This window comes from Halosimplex pelagicum, from assembly GCF_013415905.1.
In the GTDB taxonomy this organism is placed as follows: domain Archaea; phylum Halobacteriota; class Halobacteria; order Halobacteriales; family Haloarculaceae; genus Halosimplex; species Halosimplex pelagicum.
On sequence record NZ_CP058909.1, the window covers coordinates 4,079,631 to 4,102,848 of the forward strand.

General features: G+C 59.8%; 20 protein-coding genes and 1 tRNA gene. 8 read left to right on the forward strand and 13 right to left on the reverse strand.

Annotation, left to right across the window (positions count from 1 at the left end):
- The first annotated feature begins 450 nt into the window (after window positions 1–450).
- Window positions 451–2,736, forward strand: coding sequence for a phospholipase D-like domain-containing protein (locus HZS54_RS20370; RefSeq protein WP_179918882.1), 2,286 nt, complete (start codon window positions 451–453; stop codon window positions 2,734–2,736).
- 12 nt (window positions 2,737–2,748) lie between these two features.
- Here HZS54_RS20370 and HZS54_RS20375 read toward each other — a convergent pair whose 3' ends face one another.
- A complete protein-coding gene (locus HZS54_RS20375) occupies window positions 2,749–3,774 on the reverse strand; it encodes a hypothetical protein (RefSeq protein ID WP_179918883.1) in 1,026 nt (341 codons plus the stop codon).
- On the reverse strand, window positions 3,767–4,138 hold the full coding sequence (locus HZS54_RS20380; RefSeq protein WP_179918884.1) for a hypothetical protein: 372 nt from the start codon (window positions 4,136–4,138) through the stop codon (window positions 3,767–3,769). The genes HZS54_RS20375 and HZS54_RS20380 overlap by 8 nt, the downstream gene beginning before the upstream one ends.
- A 262-nt stretch (window positions 4,139–4,400) precedes the next feature.
- Between HZS54_RS20380 and HZS54_RS20385 the strand changes: the two genes are divergently transcribed.
- The gene (locus tag HZS54_RS20385) at window positions 4,401–5,849 is read left to right on the forward strand and encodes a PD-(D/E)XK nuclease family protein (RefSeq protein WP_179918885.1); all 1,449 of its coding nucleotides are present in this window, start codon (window positions 4,401–4,403) and stop codon (window positions 5,847–5,849) included.
- A gap of 844 nt (window positions 5,850–6,693) precedes the next feature.
- Here the strand turns inward: HZS54_RS20385 and HZS54_RS20390 are convergent.
- The gene (locus HZS54_RS20390; protein WP_218927090.1) at window positions 6,694–7,014 is read right to left on the reverse strand and encodes a HalOD1 output domain-containing protein; all 321 of its coding nucleotides are present in this window, start codon (window positions 7,012–7,014) and stop codon (window positions 6,694–6,696) included.
- Between the two features lie 386 nt (window positions 7,015–7,400).
- On the opposite strand from HZS54_RS20390, the gene HZS54_RS20395 reads away from it, so the two are divergent.
- The 3 genes from HZS54_RS20395 to HZS54_RS20405 all read left to right on the forward strand — a co-directional run bounded on the left by HZS54_RS20395 (window position 7,401) and on the right by HZS54_RS20405 (window position 8,616).
- On the forward strand, window positions 7,401–7,583 hold the full coding sequence (locus HZS54_RS20395; RefSeq protein ID WP_179918886.1) for a hypothetical protein: 183 nt from the start codon (window positions 7,401–7,403) through the stop codon (window positions 7,581–7,583).
- Window positions 7,584–7,755: 172 nt separating this feature from the next.
- Window positions 7,756–8,046: a PadR family transcriptional regulator gene (locus HZS54_RS20400; protein ID WP_179918887.1), complete on the forward strand. Its 291-nt coding sequence runs from the start codon at window positions 7,756–7,758 to the stop codon at window positions 8,044–8,046.
- A 255-nt stretch (window positions 8,047–8,301) separates the two neighbouring features.
- Window positions 8,302–8,616: a hypothetical protein gene (locus HZS54_RS20405; protein WP_179918888.1), complete on the forward strand. Its 315-nt coding sequence runs from the start codon at window positions 8,302–8,304 to the stop codon at window positions 8,614–8,616.
- Between the two features lie 459 nt (window positions 8,617–9,075).
- Here HZS54_RS20405 and HZS54_RS20410 read toward each other — a convergent pair whose 3' ends face one another.
- Together HZS54_RS20410 and HZS54_RS20415 are read right to left on the reverse strand one after the other, a co-directional pair.
- Window positions 9,076–9,489, reverse strand: a complete 414-nt coding sequence (locus tag HZS54_RS20410) for a TRAM domain-containing protein (RefSeq protein WP_179923090.1) — start codon at window positions 9,487–9,489, stop codon at window positions 9,076–9,078.
- 421 nt (window positions 9,490–9,910) lie between these two features.
- Complete coding sequence (locus HZS54_RS20415) at window positions 9,911–11,047, reverse strand: tyrosine-type recombinase/integrase (protein WP_179918889.1); 1,137 nt, start codon at window positions 11,045–11,047, stop codon at window positions 9,911–9,913.
- 98 nt (window positions 11,048–11,145) lie between these two features.
- Here HZS54_RS20415 and HZS54_RS20420 point away from each other — a divergent pair, with 98 nt between their 5' ends.
- On the forward strand, window positions 11,146–11,622 hold the full coding sequence (locus HZS54_RS20420; protein ID WP_179918891.1) for a hypothetical protein: 477 nt from the start codon (window positions 11,146–11,148) through the stop codon (window positions 11,620–11,622).
- A 567-nt stretch (window positions 11,623–12,189) separates the two neighbouring features.
- Here HZS54_RS20420 and HZS54_RS20425 read toward each other — a convergent pair.
- The 5 genes from HZS54_RS20425 to HZS54_RS20445 all read right to left on the reverse strand — a co-directional run bounded on the left by HZS54_RS20425 (window position 12,190) and on the right by HZS54_RS20445 (window position 18,669).
- The gene (locus HZS54_RS20425; RefSeq protein WP_179918893.1) at window positions 12,190–13,293 is read right to left on the reverse strand and encodes a tyrosine-type recombinase/integrase; all 1,104 of its coding nucleotides are present in this window, start codon (window positions 13,291–13,293) and stop codon (window positions 12,190–12,192) included.
- 186 nt (window positions 13,294–13,479) lie between these two features.
- A tRNA-Glu gene (locus tag HZS54_RS20430) sits at window positions 13,480–13,554 on the reverse strand.
- Window positions 13,555–13,642: 88 nt separating this feature from the next.
- Window positions 13,643–14,233 carry a helix-turn-helix transcriptional regulator gene (locus tag HZS54_RS20435; protein ID WP_179918895.1) on the reverse strand — a complete coding sequence of 197 codons (591 nt, stop codon included), beginning with the start codon at window positions 14,231–14,233 and terminating at the stop codon, window positions 13,643–13,645.
- Between the two features lie 84 nt (window positions 14,234–14,317).
- Window positions 14,318–15,376 carry a DUF7973 family transport facilitator gene (locus tag HZS54_RS20440; RefSeq protein WP_179918896.1) on the reverse strand — a complete coding sequence of 353 codons (1,059 nt, stop codon included), beginning with the start codon at window positions 15,374–15,376 and terminating at the stop codon, window positions 14,318–14,320.
- 149 nt (window positions 15,377–15,525) lie between these two features.
- Complete coding sequence (locus HZS54_RS20445; RefSeq protein ID WP_179918898.1) at window positions 15,526–18,669, reverse strand: oligosaccharyl transferase, archaeosortase A system-associated; 3,144 nt, start codon at window positions 18,667–18,669, stop codon at window positions 15,526–15,528.
- Between the two features lie 180 nt (window positions 18,670–18,849).
- On the opposite strand from HZS54_RS20445, the gene aglG reads away from it, so the two are divergent.
- Both aglG and HZS54_RS20455 read left to right on the forward strand, forming a co-directional pair.
- Window positions 18,850–19,779, forward strand: a complete 930-nt coding sequence (gene aglG, locus HZS54_RS20450) for a glucosyl-dolichyl phosphate glucuronosyltransferase (RefSeq protein WP_179918900.1) — start codon at window positions 18,850–18,852, stop codon at window positions 19,777–19,779.
- A gap of 68 nt (window positions 19,780–19,847) precedes the next feature.
- Window positions 19,848–20,999 carry a glycosyltransferase gene (locus HZS54_RS20455; RefSeq protein ID WP_179918902.1) on the forward strand — a complete coding sequence of 384 codons (1,152 nt, stop codon included), beginning with the start codon at window positions 19,848–19,850 and terminating at the stop codon, window positions 20,997–20,999.
- A gap of 74 nt (window positions 21,000–21,073) precedes the next feature.
- On the opposite strand, the gene HZS54_RS20460 is transcribed toward HZS54_RS20455, so the two are convergent.
- From HZS54_RS20460 to HZS54_RS20470, 3 genes are all read right to left on the reverse strand, one after another.
- Window positions 21,074–21,304: a PLDc N-terminal domain-containing protein gene (locus HZS54_RS20460; RefSeq protein WP_179918903.1), complete on the reverse strand. Its 231-nt coding sequence runs from the start codon at window positions 21,302–21,304 to the stop codon at window positions 21,074–21,076.
- A 44-nt stretch (window positions 21,305–21,348) separates the two neighbouring features.
- The gene (locus HZS54_RS20465; RefSeq protein ID WP_179918905.1) at window positions 21,349–22,347 is read right to left on the reverse strand and encodes a zinc-binding dehydrogenase; all 999 of its coding nucleotides are present in this window, start codon (window positions 22,345–22,347) and stop codon (window positions 21,349–21,351) included.
- Window positions 22,348–22,419: 72 nt separating this feature from the next.
- Entirely contained in the window at window positions 22,420–23,202 is a 783-nt protein-coding gene (locus HZS54_RS20470; protein WP_218927091.1) for a YqjF family protein, read from the reverse strand.
- Window positions 23,203–23,218 lie beyond the last annotated feature (16 nt).

Consider the following 23,218-nt stretch of genomic DNA (forward strand, 5'->3'; position numbering starts at 1 on the left):
AAATATTGTTTATTTGTATCAAAAAGCCCTCTAATCCCGTTATCTATTACCCCAAATACTCAACAAAATCTACTCGAGTAAGATAACGTCTCAAAATGGCGGGATATGTCCCAAAAAAGCGTTAGAAGGAGTTAAATCCTCATTCGAATGGTAGTGCTGTATTCGGGCCCCTGTTCAATCACGTAAAGGTCGTCTGGCTCTTCCTTAATGATTTCTCGCACTCGACTTTCGGCAGATCGGGGTCAGCCAATTGACAGACCGTTTGGTTAATGTGTCGCTGTCATCCGCACGAAGAACTGATTCAAGATACGATGTCACTGCCTCTTCTTTGTCCGCTGGTCCTTCGACTGGGAACAACAACCTGCCGACAATCCCGACCTCCCTGTCGAGACATTGTTCTACTATCAGTCCATGGAACGGATTTATTCCGGTTACGCTACTGGTCGCCGTATGGATGAGTTAACGGCGAATATCTCGTTCGATCGGTTTGCGGATATGCCGGAGTTCTACGGGTCGGGAGCGGCCGGGTACCGCTTGGCGATGGTTAAAGACCGGACCGACTTTCTCGACTTGTTCGAGGGTGCTCGCCACGTCGATGCGGTGACATACGCCGAGACGCCGGAATTGATGGTCCAGATGCTGACCGACTACGGGATCGGTTCGCTCGATGTCCTGATCGGTAATTCAGAGGACTACGCTGATCAAGTCAACGAGGTTTCAACGGCCAAATCACTCGTCGAGCTTCGGGAAGACGACCGTCTCACAGTCCGGTTGAAAAACCGGAAGACCGTTCACTCGAAGATTTATCGGATCGTCATGCCGGACGACACGGTGAAGCTCGTGCAAGGCTCGGCGAACCTCTCGCGGAACTCTTGGGAGTACCACACCAACCAGATCTCGGTGTTCACGACTGATGTCGGGACTGAGCTGGACGATGAATTTCTTGATTTCATCGACCAGTACCGAGAGGGGTACAGCGACCAGACACTTCTGGACGGATTAGTCGAAGCACTGGAAGAAGCGGACTCCCCGGAAGAACGAGAGAACCGTATCGAGTACTGGGTCGGTGCAGGCGACCTCGATGTGAGTGACACAGCCGCATTGAACCAGGATGCCGTCGAGGACCTGAAAGATGCTGCCGACCAGATCACTGCCGTTGTAGACGACCCTGAAGCAGCGGACGGGACGGTCGCATTCGTCGAGGAACCCGAGAACGCCGACCGAACAGTCATTGAACCCGCGGACGATCCGACGGGAGGCGAAGACACCACAGAACCCGATTCCACTGAAGCAGACGACGACTCCCCGGACGTGGGACTTGTCGAGTCAGACCACGAGACGAGTCTCACAGAGACACTGGACCGGCCGCGTGTTCGAGCGCCCGACGAAAAGATTCGAATGGGGACCAGCAAAGTAGACAAGGACACAGCCGACGAGTTCGGGACCAGTCTTCGTGACCGCGGCGCGACCGTCGAGGATCACAGCATCACCGCGCCCCTGAGCGCGTACAACAAGCAAGTCAAGGAATCGACGGCTATCCCGACGATGTCGGTCCTCCCCGACGCTGAGCAGGTCGTGATCGGCGAAGAAGACGAAATGATCCTAGTCGCCACCGACGAGCCGACCCCTGAAGTCCTCGACCACTGTCTCGAAACTATCGAGGACTACATCGAGACCGTCGAAAACCACGGCCACACGCAATCCGAGACGGCCGTGATGGCACAGATGTACGAGGCGTTCCTGTACGGGTTCTGGGCACCGTTCGCCAACCAGTACGCCGAAGCACTCTCCTCCCCGTCACGGACGCTCGACAACGTCCTCCAGCACCTCTACATCGAAGGGAAAAGCGACGCCGGGAAAGACAAACTCACCGAATACATCCTCCGACTTGTCTCCGATAACACGGTTATCTCCGGCGTAGACGCCGACGACGTCGGTGTGAAAGAAGTCCGGGGCGTTCGCGAGTGGGATACCAGTTTCCCGTACGCTATCATCGACGCGGAGAAAGAGAAGATCCAGCGGTGGAGTCCGATCCGGAACTACTGGGGTGACTGGACGCCGACCAGCGTCGATCAGCCGTGCCTCATCTTCACCACGAACGACGCGCTCCCGAAATCGGAGTTCCGGAACCGAATGAAGATCCTCAGCATGGATGTCTCGTTCCCGTCAAACCCAGAGGACCCAGGGTTCCGCGAAGCGCAGAAAGATCTCGCGGCTGTGCTGGAACGACAGAACCCGATCTTCAGTTACGTCGCCCGGCGGATGCTCACCGAACAACCGTGGACCGACGGGAACAGCACTATCGAAGACGTCCGCCGCATTGTCCGCGAATTCTACGATGAAGCAGGACGCAAGGAACCAGACTACTTCCCTAGTGACGAACCCGCCGAAAAAACGTACGACACGGGACGGCTCAAGTGGCAGCGCGACATTCAGGGTGGTCGCGTCACGTTTGAGTCCGAACCTGACGCGATCACCGCTGACTTCGACCGCGAGGAGTACGAAGTATACGACTACGAAAAACGCCTGCCGAAACGATTCATGTCCGAGAAATCCTCTAACAGCGTCTACATCGGCGCACCACAAGAATTCGCCGAATGGATCGGGTACTCAGTAGACGACCTACTAAACGGCGTAGCTGAAACCGGCACGGATACCGAACACACAACCGAGAGCCAAGATTCTCTTAACAACGACGAGTCTGATGGATTCCTCTCTCGACTATTCGGTGATTAAACAACCGGTGAATCAGACTTCATGGAGCCGGTCAGCAGCCGCGCGAGCCGCTGGGGAAATAATATACGTGATTCGTTTCCGACGGGTAGAATCCCGTTGGGCCCGCTCAAACGTTAAATTCTCATCCGTAACGTGAACTAATAGCACGCCAGCTTCGATTAACCGTTCACGAACAGCTTCGTGAGAAGGGTATTGTTCCGGTTCTTGAAACTCTCGAACGAGCGACTGCCGGTACGGCGATGTCCCAGCTGACCTGATCTCGACCAATTCATTTCTAGCAGCAGCATCAAGACCGGAGACATACTGCTCTACGTCTCGACGATACTCGCTATACTCCTCTCGAAGTGCCTCGAAGACAGGTGATGGGACAGATAGTCGAGGAGTTGAACCTCCTCGAACGAGGATGCCGAGTTCCCGAAGCGGCGCGAGTTTCGCTGCACTGGCGCCGTCCGAGTCGTGTTTGCCCCCGGCAAACGCCGTCCAGTAAAGCACCGAACTGAGCTCGCTATCAGCTTCGTTTAGACCGCTCTCCAGAGCCTGCAGTAAAATCCACCCGAACTGAGTCACAAGCGACATCGAGCCCTTATCGCTCACACAACTATTTTCGATACTCTCAGCCATTTGCTGACGCAGCCAGGACGAAAGTACGGACATTGCAAGTTCAGCCACGCTCTCATCAGCTCCCCCGACCCGCTCGTCCCACCGCGTTGCGACGACATCTGCCATCTGCATTTGATCCGTGGAAAAGCCGCGAGTGCTAACTAACCCCCGCCACTGGATATTCATTGTCTCATTGACGATCTTTTCACTATACCAGGTTTGCAGGTGGTCGTAGTACTCGTCACCAGTAACGCCGCTGGCCCGCAGCCACACACAGACAGCGCCGAGCTCACCGTACGCCGAATAATACCGCCAGAAGCACTTCCGACCAGGTGCTTGGTACGGAGAAACGGCAGGGTCCGTAACTGCCGCTTGAAGACGAGTCGCAGCCGTCACCGCCTCCATCACTGCGGACCGCATCTCAACATCCTCATCCATCTTCGCTCACAACCCGACGTGCCACCGACATCGATTCCCCATTCGGCCCTACCATCTGCCACGACACTTCTTCTTCCGGAGAGAGCCCTTCCAGTTCACCTGGATCCAATCGATCCGGCTCAATACCAAGCCACACAGCCACTGTATCTGCATCGAGATCGCTGTACGCGATGATCAGTTCACCGAAAGCCACGACATTAGCCCACTGAGAAACATCGCCTCGATCATGAAGCCACATCGCAAACACTCTCCCTAGCATCGCAGAACTATCGTCACCTTGGAACAAGGACTCCAGTTCCTCTCCATCCACCTCCAGCGAAATCTGCCATTCGTATCGGCGGTGTGAAGCCGTGTCCTGAGTCATTCGGATCTTGACCGGTCACCAAATCATAATAAGAGTACCGGTTTAGGGGGTTTATTCCACAACTCAAATAACCTTAAGAAATTGTAAAGAGATTCGAAGAGAGATTCATGCACGTGATATTGTATTGATTTACAACACTGAGGAAAGTGTGGTCTCGGAATCGTCAAGCAGTCATGCGGCGGTCACCGTGAAAGTGAGGCCCCGGGATCGAATCAAAACATTCACCATAAGATTATTTTGCGGTCTAACAACTTGGGGACCTATGGCATCTAAAGTAGATCTCAACGAACTCGAGAATAGATTAAGAGAAATTAATCCCGACCCGGTTCAGCCTAAAACATCACTAGAGATCATTGGACGGGCTCGATACGAGGACTACTGGACCGAGATGCTAGGATATTTCCTCGATCCCACGCAGCCACACGGCCTCGATGACCGGATTCTCATTCCGGTCCTTCAAGAAATCGCTGGTACAGTACCGGATAAATTACCGGACTCTGCTACTGAACGCAAGCCAGGAGCGACGGTAACTGTCGAAACGCAAGTCAGCATGTATGATGCTGCAGATGACGATAACCCTCCACGGATAGATCTCGGGATTTGGGCGGAAGAAGAATGGTTCGTTCTTATCGAAATCAAGGTGGGAGCCTCAGAGAGTGGTACTCAGACACAAACGTATTATGAGTGTTCTCATTTCAGTGATAGTCATATTCCGAAAACAGATTTCCAATCAAAGAATTACGTCTATCTCGCCCTAGACGAGCATACAGCGCCAACCGCGAACGGCCCGAACGAATTCCAGGTAGTCACGTGGAGGACCATTCAGGAAGTACTCGATGACCAACTTCCGAACTTGTATCTAGATACACCATCAGAAACGTCGTTACAGCTGACGGAATTCAAACGGCTTCTCGACAATGTACTCGAACCGCTCTCTGGGCAGGAATATGACCGGATTTTCAACCAAGCAAAATTATATACAGAGTACCCGGATATCGTGAAACAAACGGCACCGCAATCAGCAACACCAGAAACTCGGAGCCAACACTCTGAAGAATTCGCAGAGCTCAGCCAATTCTATGATGCTGAGCTTAATTCCGTATACAATGCACCTCGACGATTCATGCAGGCCGAACGTGACAAATGGATTACTAAGTTTGAAAAATACAATCCCGAGCTAGCAAGTGATTGGCGCTTGGAAACGCCTGATACCGGTAACCCAATGATTGCTCGTCCGTGGTGGCACCTATCTGATGGTGGTCATCTTCACTTTCAACATTCCCTCTTCAGAGATGAGGTCCATGATGATTACGAAATAGACACATTCAACCCAGATGAACTACAGTTCGAATTTCACCTTCATAGCCGAGACCAAGAGGCTTGTGAACAATTCAGACAGAAGTTCTCTGACAAAATGGATGAGAGTGATCTTGTAAAGGAGACGATACCCCGTCAAGCAAATAAAAAGCAATGGCAAAGTCAGAGTTCCTCTAAATTCACGCAAGAGTATATACATGCGTGTTATGAACTGGATGAATTTGATCAAGAGGGGTACTACAACACGTTGGCCACCGCAGTGAAAGATCACGAGCCGTTCGCAAATGCGGTAGACGAGGTCTGTGAGGAGACGTTCAGGGCTATGGACGACCACTACGAAATCTCTGACATCTTCAATGACGAACCGCCGTGGGCTGACGGCATAACGTATTAATTGACCTTCCCCGAGAGGGGCTGTATTAAATCGTCAGACCGAAGTAGAATTCGCTGTTTCACCGCTCGCATTTATTAACGCCAGACATTGTGACCTTGTTTAGACGCGGCGCAGTTCGCCCCCTTCGGGCATTGTCTGTATAGAGATTCCGATTAGAGAGGCACTCTCTGGCTAATTCTATTCAGACCGCACAGCCACTAACCCGCGTCTCCGGGAGCGTCTAAACACGGCCCTGAGTATCAGGAAGAAGTGATACACTACAACGGTAGAGCAATTCAAGATGGGGAAGTCCAGCCAATCAGGTGGGAAGACACCGCTTTCAAAAAAGTTGATCGCCAGTACATCTACTTCACCGAGGAACTAGAATACTTGTATATAAAATAATGTGTGTTAGATGTATATGTTGTTTCATCTCCTCTAGAAGGGGTGTGAGAAAGATTCTACGACACTCTCCACACAATCATATTCCGCGTGTTTGATCCACGAGTAGCAAATATAGGGGTGTGGGAGCCAAACACCGGGCCGGACCAGTGTGGAATACACCCGAAGGGGGCGGACCCAGGGGCAGGGGCCGACACCGTTATTGTTGGGAGCCGTGAACGGTGTCGCTGGCAACTATGGGGGCAATGTGCGCCTGGGCCACCCACCCACGTCGGATGTACTCGCGTGTACGATTCACAATGACATGAGCGTTTCGAGGTTTTCAGTGCTGACGTGACTGGTAGAGAGAAGAGATGGTAACTGCCGGTCCACTGCCTGTGTAAACGAGAGTAGCGGACATGGACTGGGTTCTGAAGCCACAGTGACGGTCTACACTACCTAGCTCGCGTCTCGGCCCAAGTAGTCACTCCAGGGTAACAGTGAGTTCACGCTCGGTAACCCGGATCCGATACTGCTCGAACTGGAATGAAACAGTAAGGTCCTCGCTGTCGGTGAGCAGTTGGTCGAGTGCATCGGTATCGACTTTGTCGTACAGCCTCGGCTGGTTTGGACCCGATAGTTCCTCGGGCCGTTTGTTCTTGATATCGGCCAAGGCTTCGAGGACAGCAATACTTGGATTCGTAGCTGTGCTGTCGTAGGTGCGTCGGACCGCGACGCACTCCTGACTCAACCCATCCATCCCGAGAGGAAAAGGAGGGCAACCAATAAATAAATCTGCTGCCATGACTCTCACGAATTTCGAGATGTGCGACACACGTTGTCTGCAGCCGACATCGTTCGGTTACGACCATTCTTATGTAACAAATGGTAGAATCTCTGGCGGTAGCTGTTACATAAGACGGTGCGCTTTCGTCGGCTTGCTATCCACGAGAAGACAGCCCACGAACCGGCCGTAGTGAAACTGAACCCACTTTCGCTGTACTGGTGGCTGGCGTTGAATACCTGACCCACTGGTCGAAGCGATATAGTTCGCCCTTGGAAAACAATGATATGAAGGACCACGCACAAGGCCACATGACAGGGGGCCAAACGGTTGAAGAGCAAACTGTGAGCGGAAACTCCGGAGATTACACAGTAAGCATTTTACAGTACTGGGTTTTGTCGTAGGTCATGGCGGGGAAGTCAGCTGATGAAGACCTCCTTGACGAGCTGATCGCAGAGACTCAGGAGTCTCTTTCCTACTTTGATCATCCAGATGACTTGGAAGGTACGGGTGAAGAGAGCTGGGCCCGGATCGAGAAAGATGCTACAATGGCACACGTTCTGGGTGTGGACCTTCAAGAGTTCCGCTGAGTACGATAGGCTAAGCGAGAATCGATTGTCCACTGCGAAATTGAGCAAAGTCGGCTATTCTTGGACAAGTCCACGGCGTGACTCGGAAGAGGACAATTCTTGATTGCCATTGAAGTTGTATGTAAAATCACGACAGAATTAACCGTTTCCAGAGACTATCAGTACGCGGACAATGTACGATCTTACTGGTTTCCAGCGTGACCTCCTGTACACGATTGCCGGCAAGGAAAAGCCCCACGGCCTCGCAATCAAAGAAGAACTAGAGAATTACTACGAGAAAGAGATACACCACGGTCGGCTATACCCCAACTTAGACACGCTTGTCGACAAGGGACTCGTGGAGAAAGGGGAACGCGACCGGCGGACCAATTTCTACAATTTGACTCGGCGTGGCCGCCGCGAGATCGAAGCCCGCCGTGAATGGGAGAACCAGTACGTCGATACCGAATCGCTTCCCGCATGATGCTCAGTCGAGACCTCTGAGCGCATGGCCGAATTGGCTGCCAACAGACCGTATGTTGTAGGACCTCAGGCCGTTGATTTTCAATCGGATCCAGAGCCGCGGATCGGGCCTATTCCGTTGGATGGTATCCAAAAGTCAATTGGAATTTTTCCGGCCCTGAACATCTCGATCAGCCGTACTAGAGATTAGACTAATTCTACAAAGAAGGCTGCGGACAAAGAAATCTCTATATCCAATTGAATTCTAATTTGAGCCATGTCCGAGTACACTACCGTCACTCTCACGAAAGACATCAAGGACCAGCTCTCTGACAGTATGCAGGAAGGAGAGACATGGAACGAGTATCTTCAACGGCTTCAAGCAGAAAGCAGCGATCAGGAACCGACAGAATCTAGTCTCTCAGAAGAGGACTTCAGCCAGATTCGAGCAATCGTTCAAGAAACCTCTCAGGAGACAGTTCAAGCCGATGCTGCCCGTGAGCAGTTTGAGGATGTCGAGATCGACTATGACTATATCCGCGAGATCGTTCGAGAAGAAGTCCGTCGAGCACTGGAAGAATTAGTCCGTTAATTCTGTCTCCTGGCGGGCTTCTGCTTCAGGCTTTCATGTGCCGTAATTCAGTTATCCTTCATTTGAATCGGGATGCAGGTGAAGTTCGCACATAGTCTACGCTCAAAATACTCGCCCCGGGAAGTGAAACGAAAGGTGGTGGCAATCGATGTGGTTGGGGGTTCTGGGGGATGGGGGGAGACACATCGACCCCGGGACGAGCATCACAGGCTGGGAGAGCCAGCCGTTAAGGGGGCAGGACTGGTTACATAAATTCCTGTTGTTCCAGATATACGTGAAGGGTGTTCATGAACTCGTTGCGAGACGCATTTTTTGATTTGAGTTCGTGGATTACTTGCTATTCCGTTTCCGAGTAGCGGCTCTGTTTATTTCCGGACTGTTCTATACGTTCGGGAGGGTGTTGGGTTGCGACTGACGGAGAGGTGGGTGGAGAATGATGAGGCAGAAAGAACCGATCACCTATTCGTTGGAATTCAGCCGTTCAACCACTTCTGCGAAGGCGACGTTCTCTCGTACGTCGGTGATCTCAACAGTGAGGCGCTCGCCCTTTTCAGTTTCTGGAATAATGACGACAAAGCCGCGTTCAACACGGGTGATTCCGTCACCTTGGTCACCAATATCTTCAATTTCGACTGTGCGTTGGTCACCCTGTTCAACTGGCGGTTTCGGCGGATCAGGTTCACGGCGTAGTCCTGTGTTGGTTTGTTCAGTCCCTTGACCTGTGGGTGAGGGAAGGATCGCGACGCGGTGCGTCTCACCGTCTTGAAGAGCACCAAATTTGATCTCTTGCTTTGGTACTTTAATCACGTATGAGTCATCTCGCTCTTCAACAGTACTAGAGAACAGGCAGTAGAGTTGATCAGGAAGTTCCATCAGTAGTCTGTTGAGGAGCATGTCTCAGAGCGAGCACTTGAGTCTGCTGGGCGAAGCTATTCAAGCGCAACAGCGGCCTCACACGCCGGGGATTTGGTCTAGATCCCCTCCGTGCCGTCAACTTTCTCGTACTCCACAAGGACCCATGTAGGGGGGACGTGCTCACTGTAGTCTAAGTACCGAGCGAGTATTTGGATGTCGTCGTACATGGATCAGGGGTGACAAACCGCTTATGCGTGTCCGCACGGTACTCGGTCGACTATTATCCGGTGACAAGACGGATGTAGTCGTCGAGTGCCGTCAATGCAGGGTAGATGTCACGCTAGACACAAACGAGTGTCCTAATTGCAAGTCCAACGATATCGGGCGCTACAAGCTTTCAGAGTTGACGATGGTACTACTCGTCAAAGAATGTCGGCATTCACACCGGCGCGCCGCCTTGGATCCCTTCGATGACTTCCTGTTTTGTTTCTGGCGTCGGGTGAGCGTACTTTCGAGCGGACTCGAGGCTTTTGTGACGCAGAATATTCGCTACCAGCCCGAGATCACGCTCTCGTTCGTACACGTACATCCCCGTGCTGTGTCGAATGCTATGCCAAGTCAGTTTCCGACCATTCGCTTCGATCCCTGCCTCCTCGATCAGGTTGCTGAGGAGTGTGTTGAGATTCCCCGAGTCGTACGTGTTCCCACGCCGGTTTAACCAGATTTTATCGCTGTCATCGTACTTCATCTTGTTTGAACGTTGGTCGAGCCATTTCTCCAATAATTTCGTAGCCCGGTTCGAGAGTGCGACTTCCCATTTCTTATCATTCTTGACAGCAACCTCTGCTGGTACGATGATTTGGTCATTTGCGAGATCTAAATGCCCCGTCTCTAACCGGCCAACGATCTCGGCTCGCCAGCCCGCGTCAAGTGCCGTGGAGATGAGGGCCGGGATTTTCCAGCTTTGCCGCAGTTCTTCCCAATCAATACGAGTCACCTCTGCTTTCGGCTTCCCCAGGAATTGAGCGAGATAGGCTTTCCAACGGTCACGCTCTTCCGGGGATAAGTTGCTGTAGGTCGGCGGTGATCGATATTCCAACGAGGTGTTCAACAAGAGCTCTCGTTCCCGTCGATTGAACGGGTCAGAGTTGAACGATGGCGGTTCATCCGAAAACGAGGTTGTAGGGTCCCAGTCTTGCTCGGTGAATCGGAAATAAGCCTGAAGCGCGTTCACGAATTTTCGCTTACTGTTCTCCTCGTACGGTTTCCCGCTTTTCGTGGTTACATCGTCTTCTTGAAGCCCATCGACGAATTGGTCTGCAAGCTCGGGAGTCAAATCTAGTACGAGGTGGTCGCGTTCCCACGCATAATTGAATGATTGGTGGATTCGCCGCGCGACAGGACGAACGTTCGATTCCTTGTACCCCACGTTGTTCTCTGGTTCTTTCCCTTCAGTCCGAAGCCATTCGAGCAACTGTTCCCAGTGTTCACTATACAGTACTTTTTGCTGGAAATTCAGCGAGGAGACGCTCTCCTCTGAGAAAAACTCAAACTCTATCTCCGATTCTTCGCGCATACTCAACCATTGAGGGGGTTCAGAAGTAACCGAAACTCAGTGTGAGTGGACTCACACTCCGCAAAGGTTACCAATCAGAATGTGTGCTTCGTTCTACGGTGGTCATCACAGTACCTTCAGCAGAGGACTACAGACGAATGTTCGATTTGAGGCCAGGGTTTAAATTCAGCAGATTCAGAATTAACCGTAAGATGCTCTCAAACGTCGTTGAAGACCACTTAGCGCGCACTTTTGGATATGAGATTGCAGCGATCCTCACAGACACAGAATTACGGCGAGATGAATTGAAAGAAGCGATTCCGTACAAAGACCCGCATGATGAGCGAATCGAGAGAATTCTGATTCCGGGTATCGAGGAAGGCATTTTTGAGAGAGCACTGACGAGGAAGTACAGAAAATACACGCTGAACTCGGACCGATTTTCCGAAGAAGACCTGGACGAGATCGAGCGGAGAGCTAAAGCACGTCTCTTCGATTCAAACGAGGAAGTTCAGTCTCGTAAGTTGCCCGACGCACCACCTGAAAATCTAAACCACATGAATGCGGCGAACGTACAGAGCAAATTCTACCGTTGACATCCTCCTCCGCGTGAACGCGGAGGAATCCCGAGCGGTGGGAGTTTCAGGTTTGGAGTCCAGTTACCTGACTACCACACCTTTCAGGCGCGGATAGTCCCACAGTCTCAGTGTGGTGGACTGCTGGCGGTGCCAAACCGCCGGTACCCCTCTCCTCGACTATGTTTGGCGTCCCTGTGTTATTATTGCCACGGAGACGCCGGCAAGCGTCAACGGACTTGGGGTATCGTCTGGGTTGCTTTGAGCAGTCGGCACGGGCACACGCTTCTAGCATGTGTGTTCACCGACTGCCCTTTCGGATACTGCCTCATTAGATGGGTGGACAGGCCACCTCCGAAGGGCGGTTCGGAATCCGCTCCGTTCCGACCGATTCCTACTCATTGGTCGAGCGGCCTGTCACTTAAACGTCAGCGTGGGAAACTCAGATCAAGCGTCTGACCTACGGGTTGATCCCAGAGTGACGACGCGTATCCACGGCGTAAACGCCGTGGTATTCCGCCTGTCCAGCCTATAACGTCCACATCCCCCGGCGAATCAAATGTTGCAAATAGGGATAGGAACTCTCTCCTAGCCCATTCTATCGAGTGCGTCCTGCCGGTCCTCTGCCGGCGTCTGGTCGTACTTCATCGTCGTCTCTGGAGACTTGTGACGGAGCTGTGCTTGCGCAGCGGCGAGGTCTTCCTCACGGGTCATGTACGTGCCGACGCTGTGCCGGATCGCGTACCAACTCATCTGCCGATTGTCGGTCTCGATCTCGGCAATGTCGCACAACTGGTGAAGCACGTACCGAAGCGCTGTTGACGAGTACGGATTCGCTTCGCGCGTCAACCAGAGCGCATCCGTGTCTTCGTACTTCTCGTAGTTCTCACGCTGGGAACACCACCGCTCAAGGAACTCAGCGGTCCGGTCGCGGATACTAACGATCCAGTTGTCGCGCGATTTCGCGCTGTCTTGCTCCGGGATCCGGAGGACGGAATTGGCCGTATCGACCCATTCGGGTGTCGCCCGCTGAACTTCCACCGGCCGCAGCCCAGCATCGAGACTCGTCCAGACCAGTGACGGGACTTTCCAGCTGTTGGCTTTCTCCCAGTCACCTGGAGTGATTGCTGATTTTTGCTTCTCGAGGCGCTGCGCGAGATACTGCTTCCATCGGTCGCGTTCGGCGGGCGTCACGTTCGAGTAACTGGGCAGGCTCCCATACTCAAGCGAAGCGTTACGAATCGCTGTGCGCTCCTCACGCGTTAAGTAGTCTTTCGGGTTCGACCCCGTAGTTTCTGAGAACGTGATATCAGGGTCCCATTCGCCGTCCCCGCGTTCGTGTTTCCGCCACTTGAACAGCATCTTGACCGACTTCTGGCAGTTCGTCTTGTGCGTGCTGCTGTAGTCCGCTTTCGCCAGGTGGGTCATCCACGCGTCCGCGTGCTCGTGGGAGAGGTTAGCAGTGTAGCCTCCTTCTTCCTCCCACACCCACCGGTAGAATTGATCCATCCGGTACGCGCGCGGTTTGACTGTCCCGACAGCGTACCCCTGTCCTTTCTCGGGTTTCTTCCCGAGCGCCAGGAGCCACGACAGACACGCCTCGCGTTCCGACCGGTAATCCACGAGCTGCTTGGGATTCAGGTACGGTTCCGCTGTCTCCGTCACGACGGTGATCTCGTCAGGGATCGTCACCGGTGACCCTCCGTTCGTGCGCGGTTCAGTTCACGTGCGAGTCGTTCGAATCGGCATGGTCTAGCAATAACGCTAATCGCAAGACGGCAGCCGATTCCTGAGTTCGTTCGAATCGAAATGCCCTGTGACATTGGTGGATATCCATGTCGGTCACAGGCAAAACCGCCGGAAGGAAGGGGAATCGGATGCTCCGTCAGGGATTCGAACCCTGGTCCTTGCCGTGAGAGGGCAAGATGATTGGCCGGACTACACCAACGGAGCGCACACGCCCTCTGTGTGTACCAAATCGTAGCGAGGATACGGGTTTAACGGTTGCGCTTCGATCCCGTATCGGTACGCCCTCGCACACTCACTCGTCGTCGAACGGGGAGCCGGCCGCTTCCGGTTCGTTGCCGCTGAGGCTGATGATGTTCTCCCGACCGACCCGGAGCTTGCTGATCGCTTCTTCCTCTTCCATCTCCGAGAGGAGCATGCTGACCTTGGACTTCGACCAGCCGGTCTCGTCGACGATCCGGGCCTGTTTCATCCGGCCCTCGTTCGATTCGAGGATGTCGACGATGAGTTCTCGGTCGGTCCTGGCCGCGGGTTCGTCGGGTTCGCCCTTCGGCTCGGCCGTCGGGTCCGGTTCGGACGGGGTCTCGGTCGTCGCCGGGCCGTCCGGTTCGGTCGTCGAGCCGCCCTCGGAGGAACTCCCGGTCGAGCCGAGCGACGGGAGCCCGGAGTGCCAGGCGGCGACGCCCCCGAGGCCGAGGACGACCAGAACCACGGCGGCGACCATCATGCCGCCGACGTCGCCCGCGCTCGCGGACTGCAGGACGCCGACCTGCGACTCGGCGTCGGCCGAGAGCGACAGCCATCCGCGCGCGTCGGTCGCTCGCGCTGTCCCGGCCCCGACCGCCAGTGCTTCCCCGACAGCGTCGCCGACCAGCCACTGCAGCATCTATCGTAACATGCCGAGGTCGGTATAAAAACGCTGTGAATACGCGTATTTCGCTCCCGTCGATCGCCGGACGAGAGCGGCCCCTCAGGCGAGCCCGACGGTCGGGACGGCGGCCTGCTGGAACACGCCCGCGAGGTCCAGCAGCGCGACGAGCAGGGTGGTGACGACGATGGCGACCGAGGGCGGGTCGAGGTGGGTGTCGGCGTGTGCGTACAGGACGCGCTGGGCGAGCTCGCCGACCAGGCCGGCGAGGACGCCGAAGGCGCCGCCGACGAGGATCGCCACGGTCGGACCGGCGTTCGGGAGCGCGAGCGCGGCGATGCCGGCGGGCAGCGCCATGTGGTGGGTGACGGGGAACCGCTCGACGCCGGCGGTCAGGAACAGTAGTCCCGTGGCGGCGATGCCGAACGCGAGGAAGTAACTCCCCGTGGCGACGGCGACGAAGCCGCCGAAGACCCCGACGACGAGCCCCAGGATACCGACGGAGAGCCACTCGGACTGGTAGGGGAGCCACGGTTCGACGACGTACCGGCCCGCCAGCGACCGGGCGCCGTCGCCGTCGCCGTCGGCGGCCATCCGCCGGTCGCCGTCGCGGTACGGCGACATGTCGAGCAAGTCGGTGTCGAGGCGGCCCAGGAGGGGGTACCCGAAGACGGCCCGGTGGAGCAGCGCGGAGACAACGACGCTGGCGGCGACCGGGTCCCAGGGCAGCCCCAGTCGGAGCGACAGCCCCGCGAGCCAGTAGCCGAGGACGCCGAAGACGCCGCCGACGGCGAGCGCGCCCGGTCGCGGGCCGAGCGGCGCCGCGAGGTGCTTGGCCTCGTGGTACGGGAAGTCGGTGTCGAGGTGGCCCTTGCGGCCGGCGTAGGCGGCGGCCGCGGCGCCGCCGGCGAACGCGACGTGCGGTCCCAGAACCGGTCCGTAGCCGACCAGGCCGGTGACGCCCGCGTTCGCGAGGTCGGCCGAATCGGCGACGAGCGGTGAGCCGCCCGCGCCGCTCGTGACGCGTGCGATCTCGCCGACCGTGACGACGAGTCCGGCGAGGCCGTAGGCCGCGTAGCCGCCGAGCGCCGCGCCCACGGCGCCGCCCGCGAACGCCACGAGCAACACGTCGATCGCGAGCAAGCCGCCGTCAACTGCCATCGGTCTCACCCGCCGGCGCGCCCGGTCGAGGCCCGCGGCCGGGCCGACCGCACTGTCGTGTCATAGGGGACGAGAGTCGGAGCCGGTAGTTAGTACTGACGGATACCCGACGCGGGTCGGACGAAAATGAGCGTGTGTCGTTCGGTGGGTCAGTCGCGTCTCGTCAGGCCGACGAACGACAGCAGCCCGCCGCCCAGCAGGGCGAGCAGCGTCGCCGGCGCCGCGGTCGAGGGCTCGACGAGCGAGCCGTCGGTCGAGCCGTTCGTCGCACCGCCGTCGGTGCCGGTGTCGGTCGCGGTCCCGGTGTCGGTCGCGGTCCCGGTATCCGACGGGGTCGCCGTGGCCGTCGTGCCGTCGGCGGTGGTCGTGTCGCCGCCCGTCTCGTTACCGGCCGGCCCGTCGCCCGTCGTCTCGTTACCGACGGTCTCGTTGCCGGGCTGGTTGCCCTCGAGCGAGCGCGCCTGTCCCTTCTCGAGGGTGACCGTCGCCGCGGAGTCGTCCTCGCCGAGGACCTGCCCCTCGGTCACGTCAACCGTCCCGCCGTAGCGGAACGTGTGGGACTCGTTGGTGGTCATGCCGGTCCTGAGCTGATACGAGGAGTTCGCGGTGACGCTCGGCTCGGTGTAGCCCTCCTCGGTACCCCACTCGTCGTAGCCGGTCGTCGAGTACGGGACCGTCATCGTGAACGTCCCGTCGTCGCCGGTCTCGGCCTGCTGGCGGTAGACGAACGTCGAGTTCGTCGAGGGGACCTGCATCTCGACGGCCGCGGTGACCGTCGCGTTCGCGGGCCCCTCGCCCTCGATGGTCCCGCCGGGGACGCGCTCGAAGGCCTTCACCCAGTTCGAACTGCGGGGCTGGAGCGCGCCCAGCACGCCGGGCTGGCGCAGCGAGGTCTGGAAGGCGCCCTGCGCCTCTTTCCGAAGCGACAGCTGTTTGCGGATCGACTCGGTCGAGCTCGTGTTACTCCCCTGGACCATCCGGTAGTGTTCGAGCGCCGGAACGCGTTCCTCGGGGTAGTTCCCGAACCCGCCGATCTGCGAGGTCGGGTCGCTCTCGACGTACTCCCGGGCCTCCTCCATCGAACCGAAGCGACGGGTTCCGTTGCTCACCGGGACCTGTTGCCCCTGCACGTCCTCGATCGTCCAGTCGAGGACGACCGGAGCCGGCTCGGTCGCGCTGCCGTGGAACCGATACAGTCGAACGGCCGTCGAGTTGTAGTACGGCTGCTTGTGCCGCTGGAAGAAGCGGTACTGCACCCTGTCCTGCTGGCCCGTCCGGTAGTACAGCCCCGTGTAGTAGTCGCTCCGGGAGATGTTCCCGTCGGAGTAGAACTGGAAGGGGGCGAAGTACTTCCCGCCGATCCTGAGCGGGCCGGCGCCGGCCCGCTGGTAGGAGGTCGTGGTCTCGGCCATCTTCCAGTCGACCGTGACGAAGCGGCTCTTCGCGTCGTCTTCGCTGAGGTCGGTCATGACCTCGTTGGCGTGGGACTCGTTGGTCGACAGCAGGAAGTTCGCGGCCTGGTCGGCCCCCTGCTGGAACGGGTTGGCGGTCGGCATCTGCTCGCCCATCACCGTGATCCAGTGGCCGTAGTCCCACCACGAGAGCGTCCCGTAGTATCCCTCGGGGTAGTCGAAGTCGTCGGTGTTCTCGAAGGTGCCGTAGTAGGGGACCTCCTCGGCGTTGTCGGCGCCGCCGTAGGTGCCCTGGGCGGGCGCGCTGTTCTGCATCCAGCCGAGCGTCTCGTTCCAGGCCGGCTGGGCCTGGCCCGGGCCCTGCTGGGCGGAGGTCATCTGCATCGCGAGCGGCGTCGGGTACACGAGCGGAGCGAACACCACGAGGACGACGGCGGCCATCGTCAACACCTGATAGGTCTCGATGTCCGTGTCTGGCCTCGACAGCCCGGAGAACCGCGCGAGCTCGCCGAGGACCATCGCGCCCATCGTCGCGACGGCGACGGCGAAGTAGTAGTCGAAGCGGCGCTGGGTCAGCGTCGCCAGTAGGAGGAAGACGGTCCAGACGGCGACGAGCGTCAGTTCGGCGCGAGGCCGGTCGTAGAACTGCCGAACCGCCACGTAGGCGACGCCGAGTAGCGCGATGAACACCGTGAAGCCGTAACGCGGGAACAGCTGTCCGAACGGCAGCGACTGGGCCTCACCGACGGTCCCGGCCGTGTCCGTGACCGTGAGCCCGACGACGCGAGTGATCTGCGTGGTCAGGAAGCCCCAGAAGTCCGGAAGCAGGACTGCCATCCCACCGGCCAACAGGACGAGGATGCCGGCGATGGCGACGGGGTACTGGTAGTTGGGCAGGTCGCGGGACTCCCACTCGCGTGCGAACCACGCGAGGAAGACACAGCCCGCGGCGACGCCGAACGCGAGTATCGGCTGGACGAGATTGTAGCTCGTGGCGCTGAGACCGACCTCTTCGATGACGGCGAGGCTCAGCACGCCGGCCGTCCCCAGCGTCAGCGCGCCGGCGATGGCGACGTGTTCGGGGCTCTCGCCGTGCGCGTACTCCGAGCAGATCTCGATCAGGAAGAAGACGCCGAGGATGCCGACGAGGAAGACGCCCGGCGCCCACGTCCAGAGGTAGATCGCGATGGCGGCGCCGGCGACCAGCGACCAGCCGACGGGGCGGCGCAGCGCGTCGACGTCGCGTGCCTTGAACAGCTCCCAGACGGGCTTTTCCTGTTCGGCCACGGAGACGGCGACCATCGTCGCGAGGACGGCCGTCGTCATGAACAGCGCCTCCGCGACGTGGTGGTCGTAGAAGCCGACGGTCCCGCGCTGGGCGAGCGTGCTCCCCGCCAGCGCGAGCACCGCGACGGAGAGCACGCCGGCGAACTTCCCGGCGAGTCGCTTGCCCAGGAAGTACGTGGGGATCGCCACGAGCGTGCCGAAGACGGCCGGCGCGAAGAGGACGACCAGCCGCACGGTGTGGTCGCTCGGGTTCCCGAGACCGACCACGAGGGCGGCCGTGGCGACCAGCTGGTCCATCACGGTACCGAACTGACTGGAGTGGGTTCCGAGCGGGAACTGCGTCCAGGGGTCGAACGGACTGGTCTCGGGCCAGTTCTGGACCGTGTACTGGACCATCCGGTAGTGGTACCACGGGTCGTTTCCGCTGAAGAACACCGTGCCGTCTATCAGGAACTCTTTCCAATCGCGAACGCGACTCCACAGCATGAACCCGAGGAGGGCGACCATCGCCGGGATGTGGTAGTACTCACCCACCACGTCGGCGAGATCACCGGGTTCGTCGATGTTTTCGATCTGACCACGCCACTGACTCATTGACGGAACCAGTTCCATCGCGCGCATAAGCCTTGTCATCTTCCGGTAAATCCGGCCGCGCTCGCCGCTGGATCCCGCCGCAGTACTGCGATCTTCCCCCGCGGCGCGGCGACCCGATATCCCGCTCGCTACGGGACGGCAGACGGAAAACCTATCCCGGCCCCCGGTCCATGAGCGGACATGCGCGTCTCCGTCGTGCTCTGCGAGCACACGATGGACCGCTACGACGCGGTCACCGAGGCCGCTCGCAGCGTCCTCGACCAGACGTACGACGACGTGGAACTCGTCTTCGTCAGCGACGGCAACTCCGAGGTCTACGAGCGGTTCGAGGCCGACTTCGGCGACCGCGAGAACGTCGTCGTCCGCTGCAACGACGAGAACCGCGGCCTGCTCGTCAGCCGCAACAACGGCGCGAAGGCCGCCAGCGGCGACGTGGTCGCCTTTATCGACGACGACGCCGTCGCCCACCCCGAGTGGATCGAACGGCTCGTCGCCGCCTACGACGAACACGACGCCATCGCAGCCGGCGGCCGGATGGCCCCCATCTGGGTCGACGGCGCGGTCGACTTTCTCCCGGCGGAGTTCTACTTCCTGATCGGCGCCACCTACCGCGGGTTCGGCGACGGCCGCGACACCCCCGCGGAGGTCCGCAACACCAACGGCTCGAACATCTCCTTCCGTCGCGACGTGTTCCTCGACCTGGGCGGGTTCGACGACGAGATCGGCGGCCGCAAGGGCGACAAGAACCTCCAGGGCGGCGAGACGGAGGTCTGCGCCCGACTGCAGGCGGAGTACGACGAGGGCGTCCGCTACGTCCCCGACGCTGAGGTGGGGCACAAGGTGTTCGCCTACCGCACCGAGCCGAAGTGGCTGTTAGACCGGGCGTTCTGGCAGGGCTACTCCAAGCGCGGCATGCAGCAGTTCGTCCCCGGCTCGGCCGAGGAGGAGGGCGACTTCCTCGGGAAGATCCTCGGCGAGTACGTCCCGGGACGGCTCGCGGGACTGCTTCGGGACCCGGACGCGACCGCCGCGAAACAGCTCGTCTGGCTCCTCGTCCTGACGGGCGTCGTCGGCCTCGGCTACCTCTACGGGATAGCCAAGTGGCGATAGCTCCCGACAGCGATGCCCGCGCCGGGGATGACCAACGTTAAGCGACCGCCGGGAGCACTCACCCGCTAATGGCGGACCTGCCCGACGTGTGCGTCGTCACGCATCCGCTGGCGGCGGCCGGCGAGAACGCCACGCGGAGCCTGCTGGACATCCTCTCGGCGGTGACCGGCGTCGCGCTCGTCACCGCGGACCTGCCCGCCGACTCGGAGATCCGCGACCGCCACGAACTCGTCGAACTCACCCGGAAGGGCGCGGGCGACTCTATCGCCGTGGCCGCCCTCAGATTCATCCTGAACCAGCTCCGGATGTGCCGCGTCCTCGCCGGCCGCGAGGAGGAGGTCGTCCTCTTCTACGGCGCCACCTCGTACCTGCTCCCCATCCTATTCGCCCGGGCCGTCGGGAAGACCGTTCTCGTCGAGCCGCGCGGCGACGTGCCGCTGACGCTCCGCATCGCCTGGGAGGAGTCGCTCCCCTCGCCCGTCGCCCGGACGCTGGCGGGGCTCGTCCGTGCGCTCGAACGCGCGGGCTTCGCGGCCGCCCACGGGGTCGTGACCTACACCCCGGCGATGGCCGAGCAACTCGACCTCGACCCCGACGACCCGGACGTGTACCCCACCGGCGCGCGCTACGTCCGGACCGACGAGTTCCGGGTCCGAACGCCCCTGGCGGAGCGGGGCCGTCGGGTCGGCTTCCTCGGTCGACTCGACGAGGAGAAGAACGTCCGCGAACTCGCCGCCGCGGCGAAGGACCTCCCCGAGGACGTGACGTTCACCTTCATCGGCGACGGCGACCTGCGCGAGTGGCTGGAAACGGAACTCGCGGCGGAGATCGAGGCCGGACGGGTCGAGATGCGCGGCTGGGTCGACCACGACGACGTGCCCGCCGAACTCGACCGGTTGCGGCTGGTCGTCCTCCCATCCGAGCCCACGGAAGGGCTACCGACGACGATCCTCGAAGCCCTGGCCTCTGGGACGCCCGTCTACGCGACGCCCGTCTCGGGCGTCCCGGACGTGGTCCGCGACGGCGAGACGGGGTTCCTGATGGACAGCACCGACCCCGACGACATCCGCCGGGAACTGGTCGACATTCTCGACCGCGAGGACCTGCCCGCGATCAGCCGCGCCGGTCGCGAGCTGATCGAGTCCGAGTACAGTTTCGAGGCCGCACAGGAGCGATATCGCGAGATCCTGCAGCGAGTCGGGCGGCGTCGCCGCCGGTAGCAACTGGGAGCGGCCGGGAGGGACCGATCCGGTAGCGACCGGGAGGACCCGTCCGGGAGGGTCGGGCCGCCGGCTCAGTACTTCCGGTTGCGACCGATCAGGAAGTACAGCACCAGCCCCAGCAGCGGGGCCAGGAAGACGACGATGGCCCAGAGAAAGGCCGGGTGACTGCTGTTCTTCTGGGCGTCGCTGTACGTCCAGAATATCAGTGCGATTCCGACGACGAAAAACAGCAGGCCGAACAGGAGGACGAACGCCGCCTCGCCCGTCTGTAGCGGTATCGCGGTGGGTATCGTGGAGGGCATCACTGCCGAGAAACCGGCCACCGCAACAAGTGTTTTGTGTTCGTTTACTCGTTTTCGAGCAGGATCTTCCCGACGAAGTCGCCGTCCTCGCCGAGGCGGTGGGCGTCGGCGACCTCGTCGAAGGCGAAGCGCTCGTCGACGTGGGGCTCGACGGCGCCGTCGTCGACGAGCGCCGCGATGTCGGCCAGTTCCTCCCCAACCCGCTCCTCGCGCTCGCCGAGCAGCACCGGCAGGATGACGAGCACGACGCCGAGTTCCAGCGAGTTGGCGTGCAGGGCCGACACGTCCTGGGTCGAACTCGACTCCGTGGTCACGACGCTGCCGAACGGGCGGACCGCCTCGAAGGCCGTCTGGAGGTGGTCGTCGCCGACCGGGTCGAAGACCACGTCGAAGCCGGCGCCGTCGGCGTGCTCGCCGACGTAGGACCCTACGTCGGCTTCGGTGTAGTCGACGGTGGCGTCGGCGCCCAGATCGGCGGCGAACGCCCGTTTCGCCTCGGTCGAGCCCGTCGCGGTCACGTCGGCGCCGAGCCAGCGGGCGAGCTGGACGCCGACGTGCCCGACGCCGCCGCTGGCCCCGTAGACGAGTACGTCGTCGCTCACGTCGACCGTCGCCTTGTCGGTGAGCATCTCCCAGGCCGTCAGCGCGACGACGGGGAGCGCGGCCGCGTCGGCCAGCGGGAGCGTCTCGGGTGCGTGAGCGAAGGTGCCGGCGTGGCCGACGACGTAGTCCGCGAGCGCGCCGTCCCGGCCGGCGCCGCCGGGCATCCCGTACACCTCGTCGCCCGCCTCGAAGCGGTCGACCTCGTCGCCGACCGCGTCGACGACCCCCGACACGTCGCAGTGGAGGACGGCCGGGAACTCCGGGGTGAAATCCGGGATGTCGCCCCGGCGGATCTTGTAGTCGACGGGGTTGAGGCTGCTGGCGCGGACCTCGACGCGGACCTCCTCGGGTCCCGGTTCGGGAACCTCGACGGTCCGCTCGGTGAACACGTCCGGGTCGCCGTACTCGTCGACGACGTAAGCGGTCATCTCGGAAGGCATGTCGCCCGACGATTGGGTTCCGAGCGGGGTATGGGCAACGGTTCCGACCGACCCCGACTTCGACTGGGTCGGCTACTCCGCCCGTCGACTCCCCGAGGCGGTCACGTCGACGCCGGGGCTGTAGCGGAAGACCGGGTCGCTCTCGGGCGTCGCGAAGCCGTTGGTCTCGAACACCTCGTTGTCGCCGATGTCGACCGACGCCTCGTACAGCGGCCACGGTCGGTGGCGGATCTGCGCGTATCGCAACTCCCCGCCGGGCGTCTCCGTGTAGTAGCGGTAGCGTTCGGTGAGGAACTCGTCGAGCGAGCCCGGTTCGAACCGAAACTCGTCACCGGCGGGCCCGTACCGAGCGTCGAAGTCGCAAGGTCGCGCGCCGGGGTGCCAGCGCTCGCTCTCGAAAACAATCTGTGGCCCCTCGGCGCGCATCGACATGCTCGCGAAGTAGTACGGCAGGTGGTGGAAGACGCGGGCGCCGGTCACGCCGAGGACCCCGTCGGCGTCGAGGCTGAAGAAGTAGACGCCGCGGTCGGCGGCGGGGCCGTCGTCGGTCGGTCCGATGTCGTCGCCCGACCCGTCGCGGCCGTCCGCCCGCCGACGTTCGCCCTCGTGGCTGACGTAGGTCCGCAGGTTCAGCTCGGGGAGCCGGAAGCCGGCCCACTCGGGGAGCCCGCGAGGGCGCACCGCGACGTTGGTGAACGGGACGACCGAGAGCCAGGCCTGTCCGTCGTGGGTGTCGACGGTCAGCGACTCGGGGAGGTGCGCCTGGACGAGGTCGGGGTCGACCGGCCAGTTGGCGAACAGGACGTGGCGCCAGCCCATCTCGACCGGCAGGTCGAGTAGCGAACGGAGGGACATTCCGTGTCAGCACCTA

Coding starts and splice junctions, on each gene's coding strand:
- HZS54_RS20370 (WP_179918882.1), top strand. CDS start 451: ATGGATGAGTTAACGGCGAATATCTCGTTCGATCGGTTTGCGGATATG.
- HZS54_RS20375 (WP_179918883.1), bottom strand. CDS start 3,774: ATGGATGAGGATGTTGAGATGCGGTCCGCAGTGATGGAGGCGGTGACG.
- HZS54_RS20380 (WP_179918884.1), bottom strand. CDS start 4,138: ATGACTCAGGACACGGCTTCACACCGCCGATACGAATGGCAGATTTCG.
- HZS54_RS20385 (WP_179918885.1), top strand. CDS start 4,401: ATGGCATCTAAAGTAGATCTCAACGAACTCGAGAATAGATTAAGAGAA.
- HZS54_RS20390 (WP_218927090.1), bottom strand. CDS start 7,014: ATGGCAGCAGATTTATTTATTGGTTGCCCTCCTTTTCCTCTCGGGATG.
- HZS54_RS20395 (WP_179918886.1), top strand. CDS start 7,401: ATGGCGGGGAAGTCAGCTGATGAAGACCTCCTTGACGAGCTGATCGCA.
- HZS54_RS20400 (WP_179918887.1), top strand. CDS start 7,756: ATGTACGATCTTACTGGTTTCCAGCGTGACCTCCTGTACACGATTGCC.
- HZS54_RS20405 (WP_179918888.1), top strand. CDS start 8,302: ATGTCCGAGTACACTACCGTCACTCTCACGAAAGACATCAAGGACCAG.
- HZS54_RS20410 (WP_179923090.1), bottom strand. CDS start 9,489: ATGGAACTTCCTGATCAACTCTACTGCCTGTTCTCTAGTACTGTTGAA.
- HZS54_RS20415 (WP_179918889.1), bottom strand. CDS start 11,047: ATGCGCGAAGAATCGGAGATAGAGTTTGAGTTTTTCTCAGAGGAGAGC.
- HZS54_RS20435 (WP_179918895.1), bottom strand. CDS start 14,233: ATGCTGCAGTGGCTGGTCGGCGACGCTGTCGGGGAAGCACTGGCGGTC.
- HZS54_RS20440 (WP_179918896.1), bottom strand. CDS start 15,376: ATGGCAGTTGACGGCGGCTTGCTCGCGATCGACGTGTTGCTCGTGGCG.
- HZS54_RS20445 (WP_179918898.1), bottom strand. CDS start 18,669: ATGAGTCAGTGGCGTGGTCAGATCGAAAACATCGACGAACCCGGTGAT.
- aglG (WP_179918900.1), top strand. CDS start 18,850: ATGCGCGTCTCCGTCGTGCTCTGCGAGCACACGATGGACCGCTACGAC.
- HZS54_RS20455 (WP_179918902.1), top strand. CDS start 19,848: ATGGCGGACCTGCCCGACGTGTGCGTCGTCACGCATCCGCTGGCGGCG.
- HZS54_RS20460 (WP_179918903.1), bottom strand. CDS start 21,304: ATGCCCTCCACGATACCCACCGCGATACCGCTACAGACGGGCGAGGCG.
- HZS54_RS20465 (WP_179918905.1), bottom strand. CDS start 22,347: ATGCCTTCCGAGATGACCGCTTACGTCGTCGACGAGTACGGCGACCCG.
- HZS54_RS20470 (WP_218927091.1), bottom strand. CDS start 23,202: ATGTCCCTCCGTTCGCTACTCGACCTGCCGGTCGAGATGGGCTGGCGC.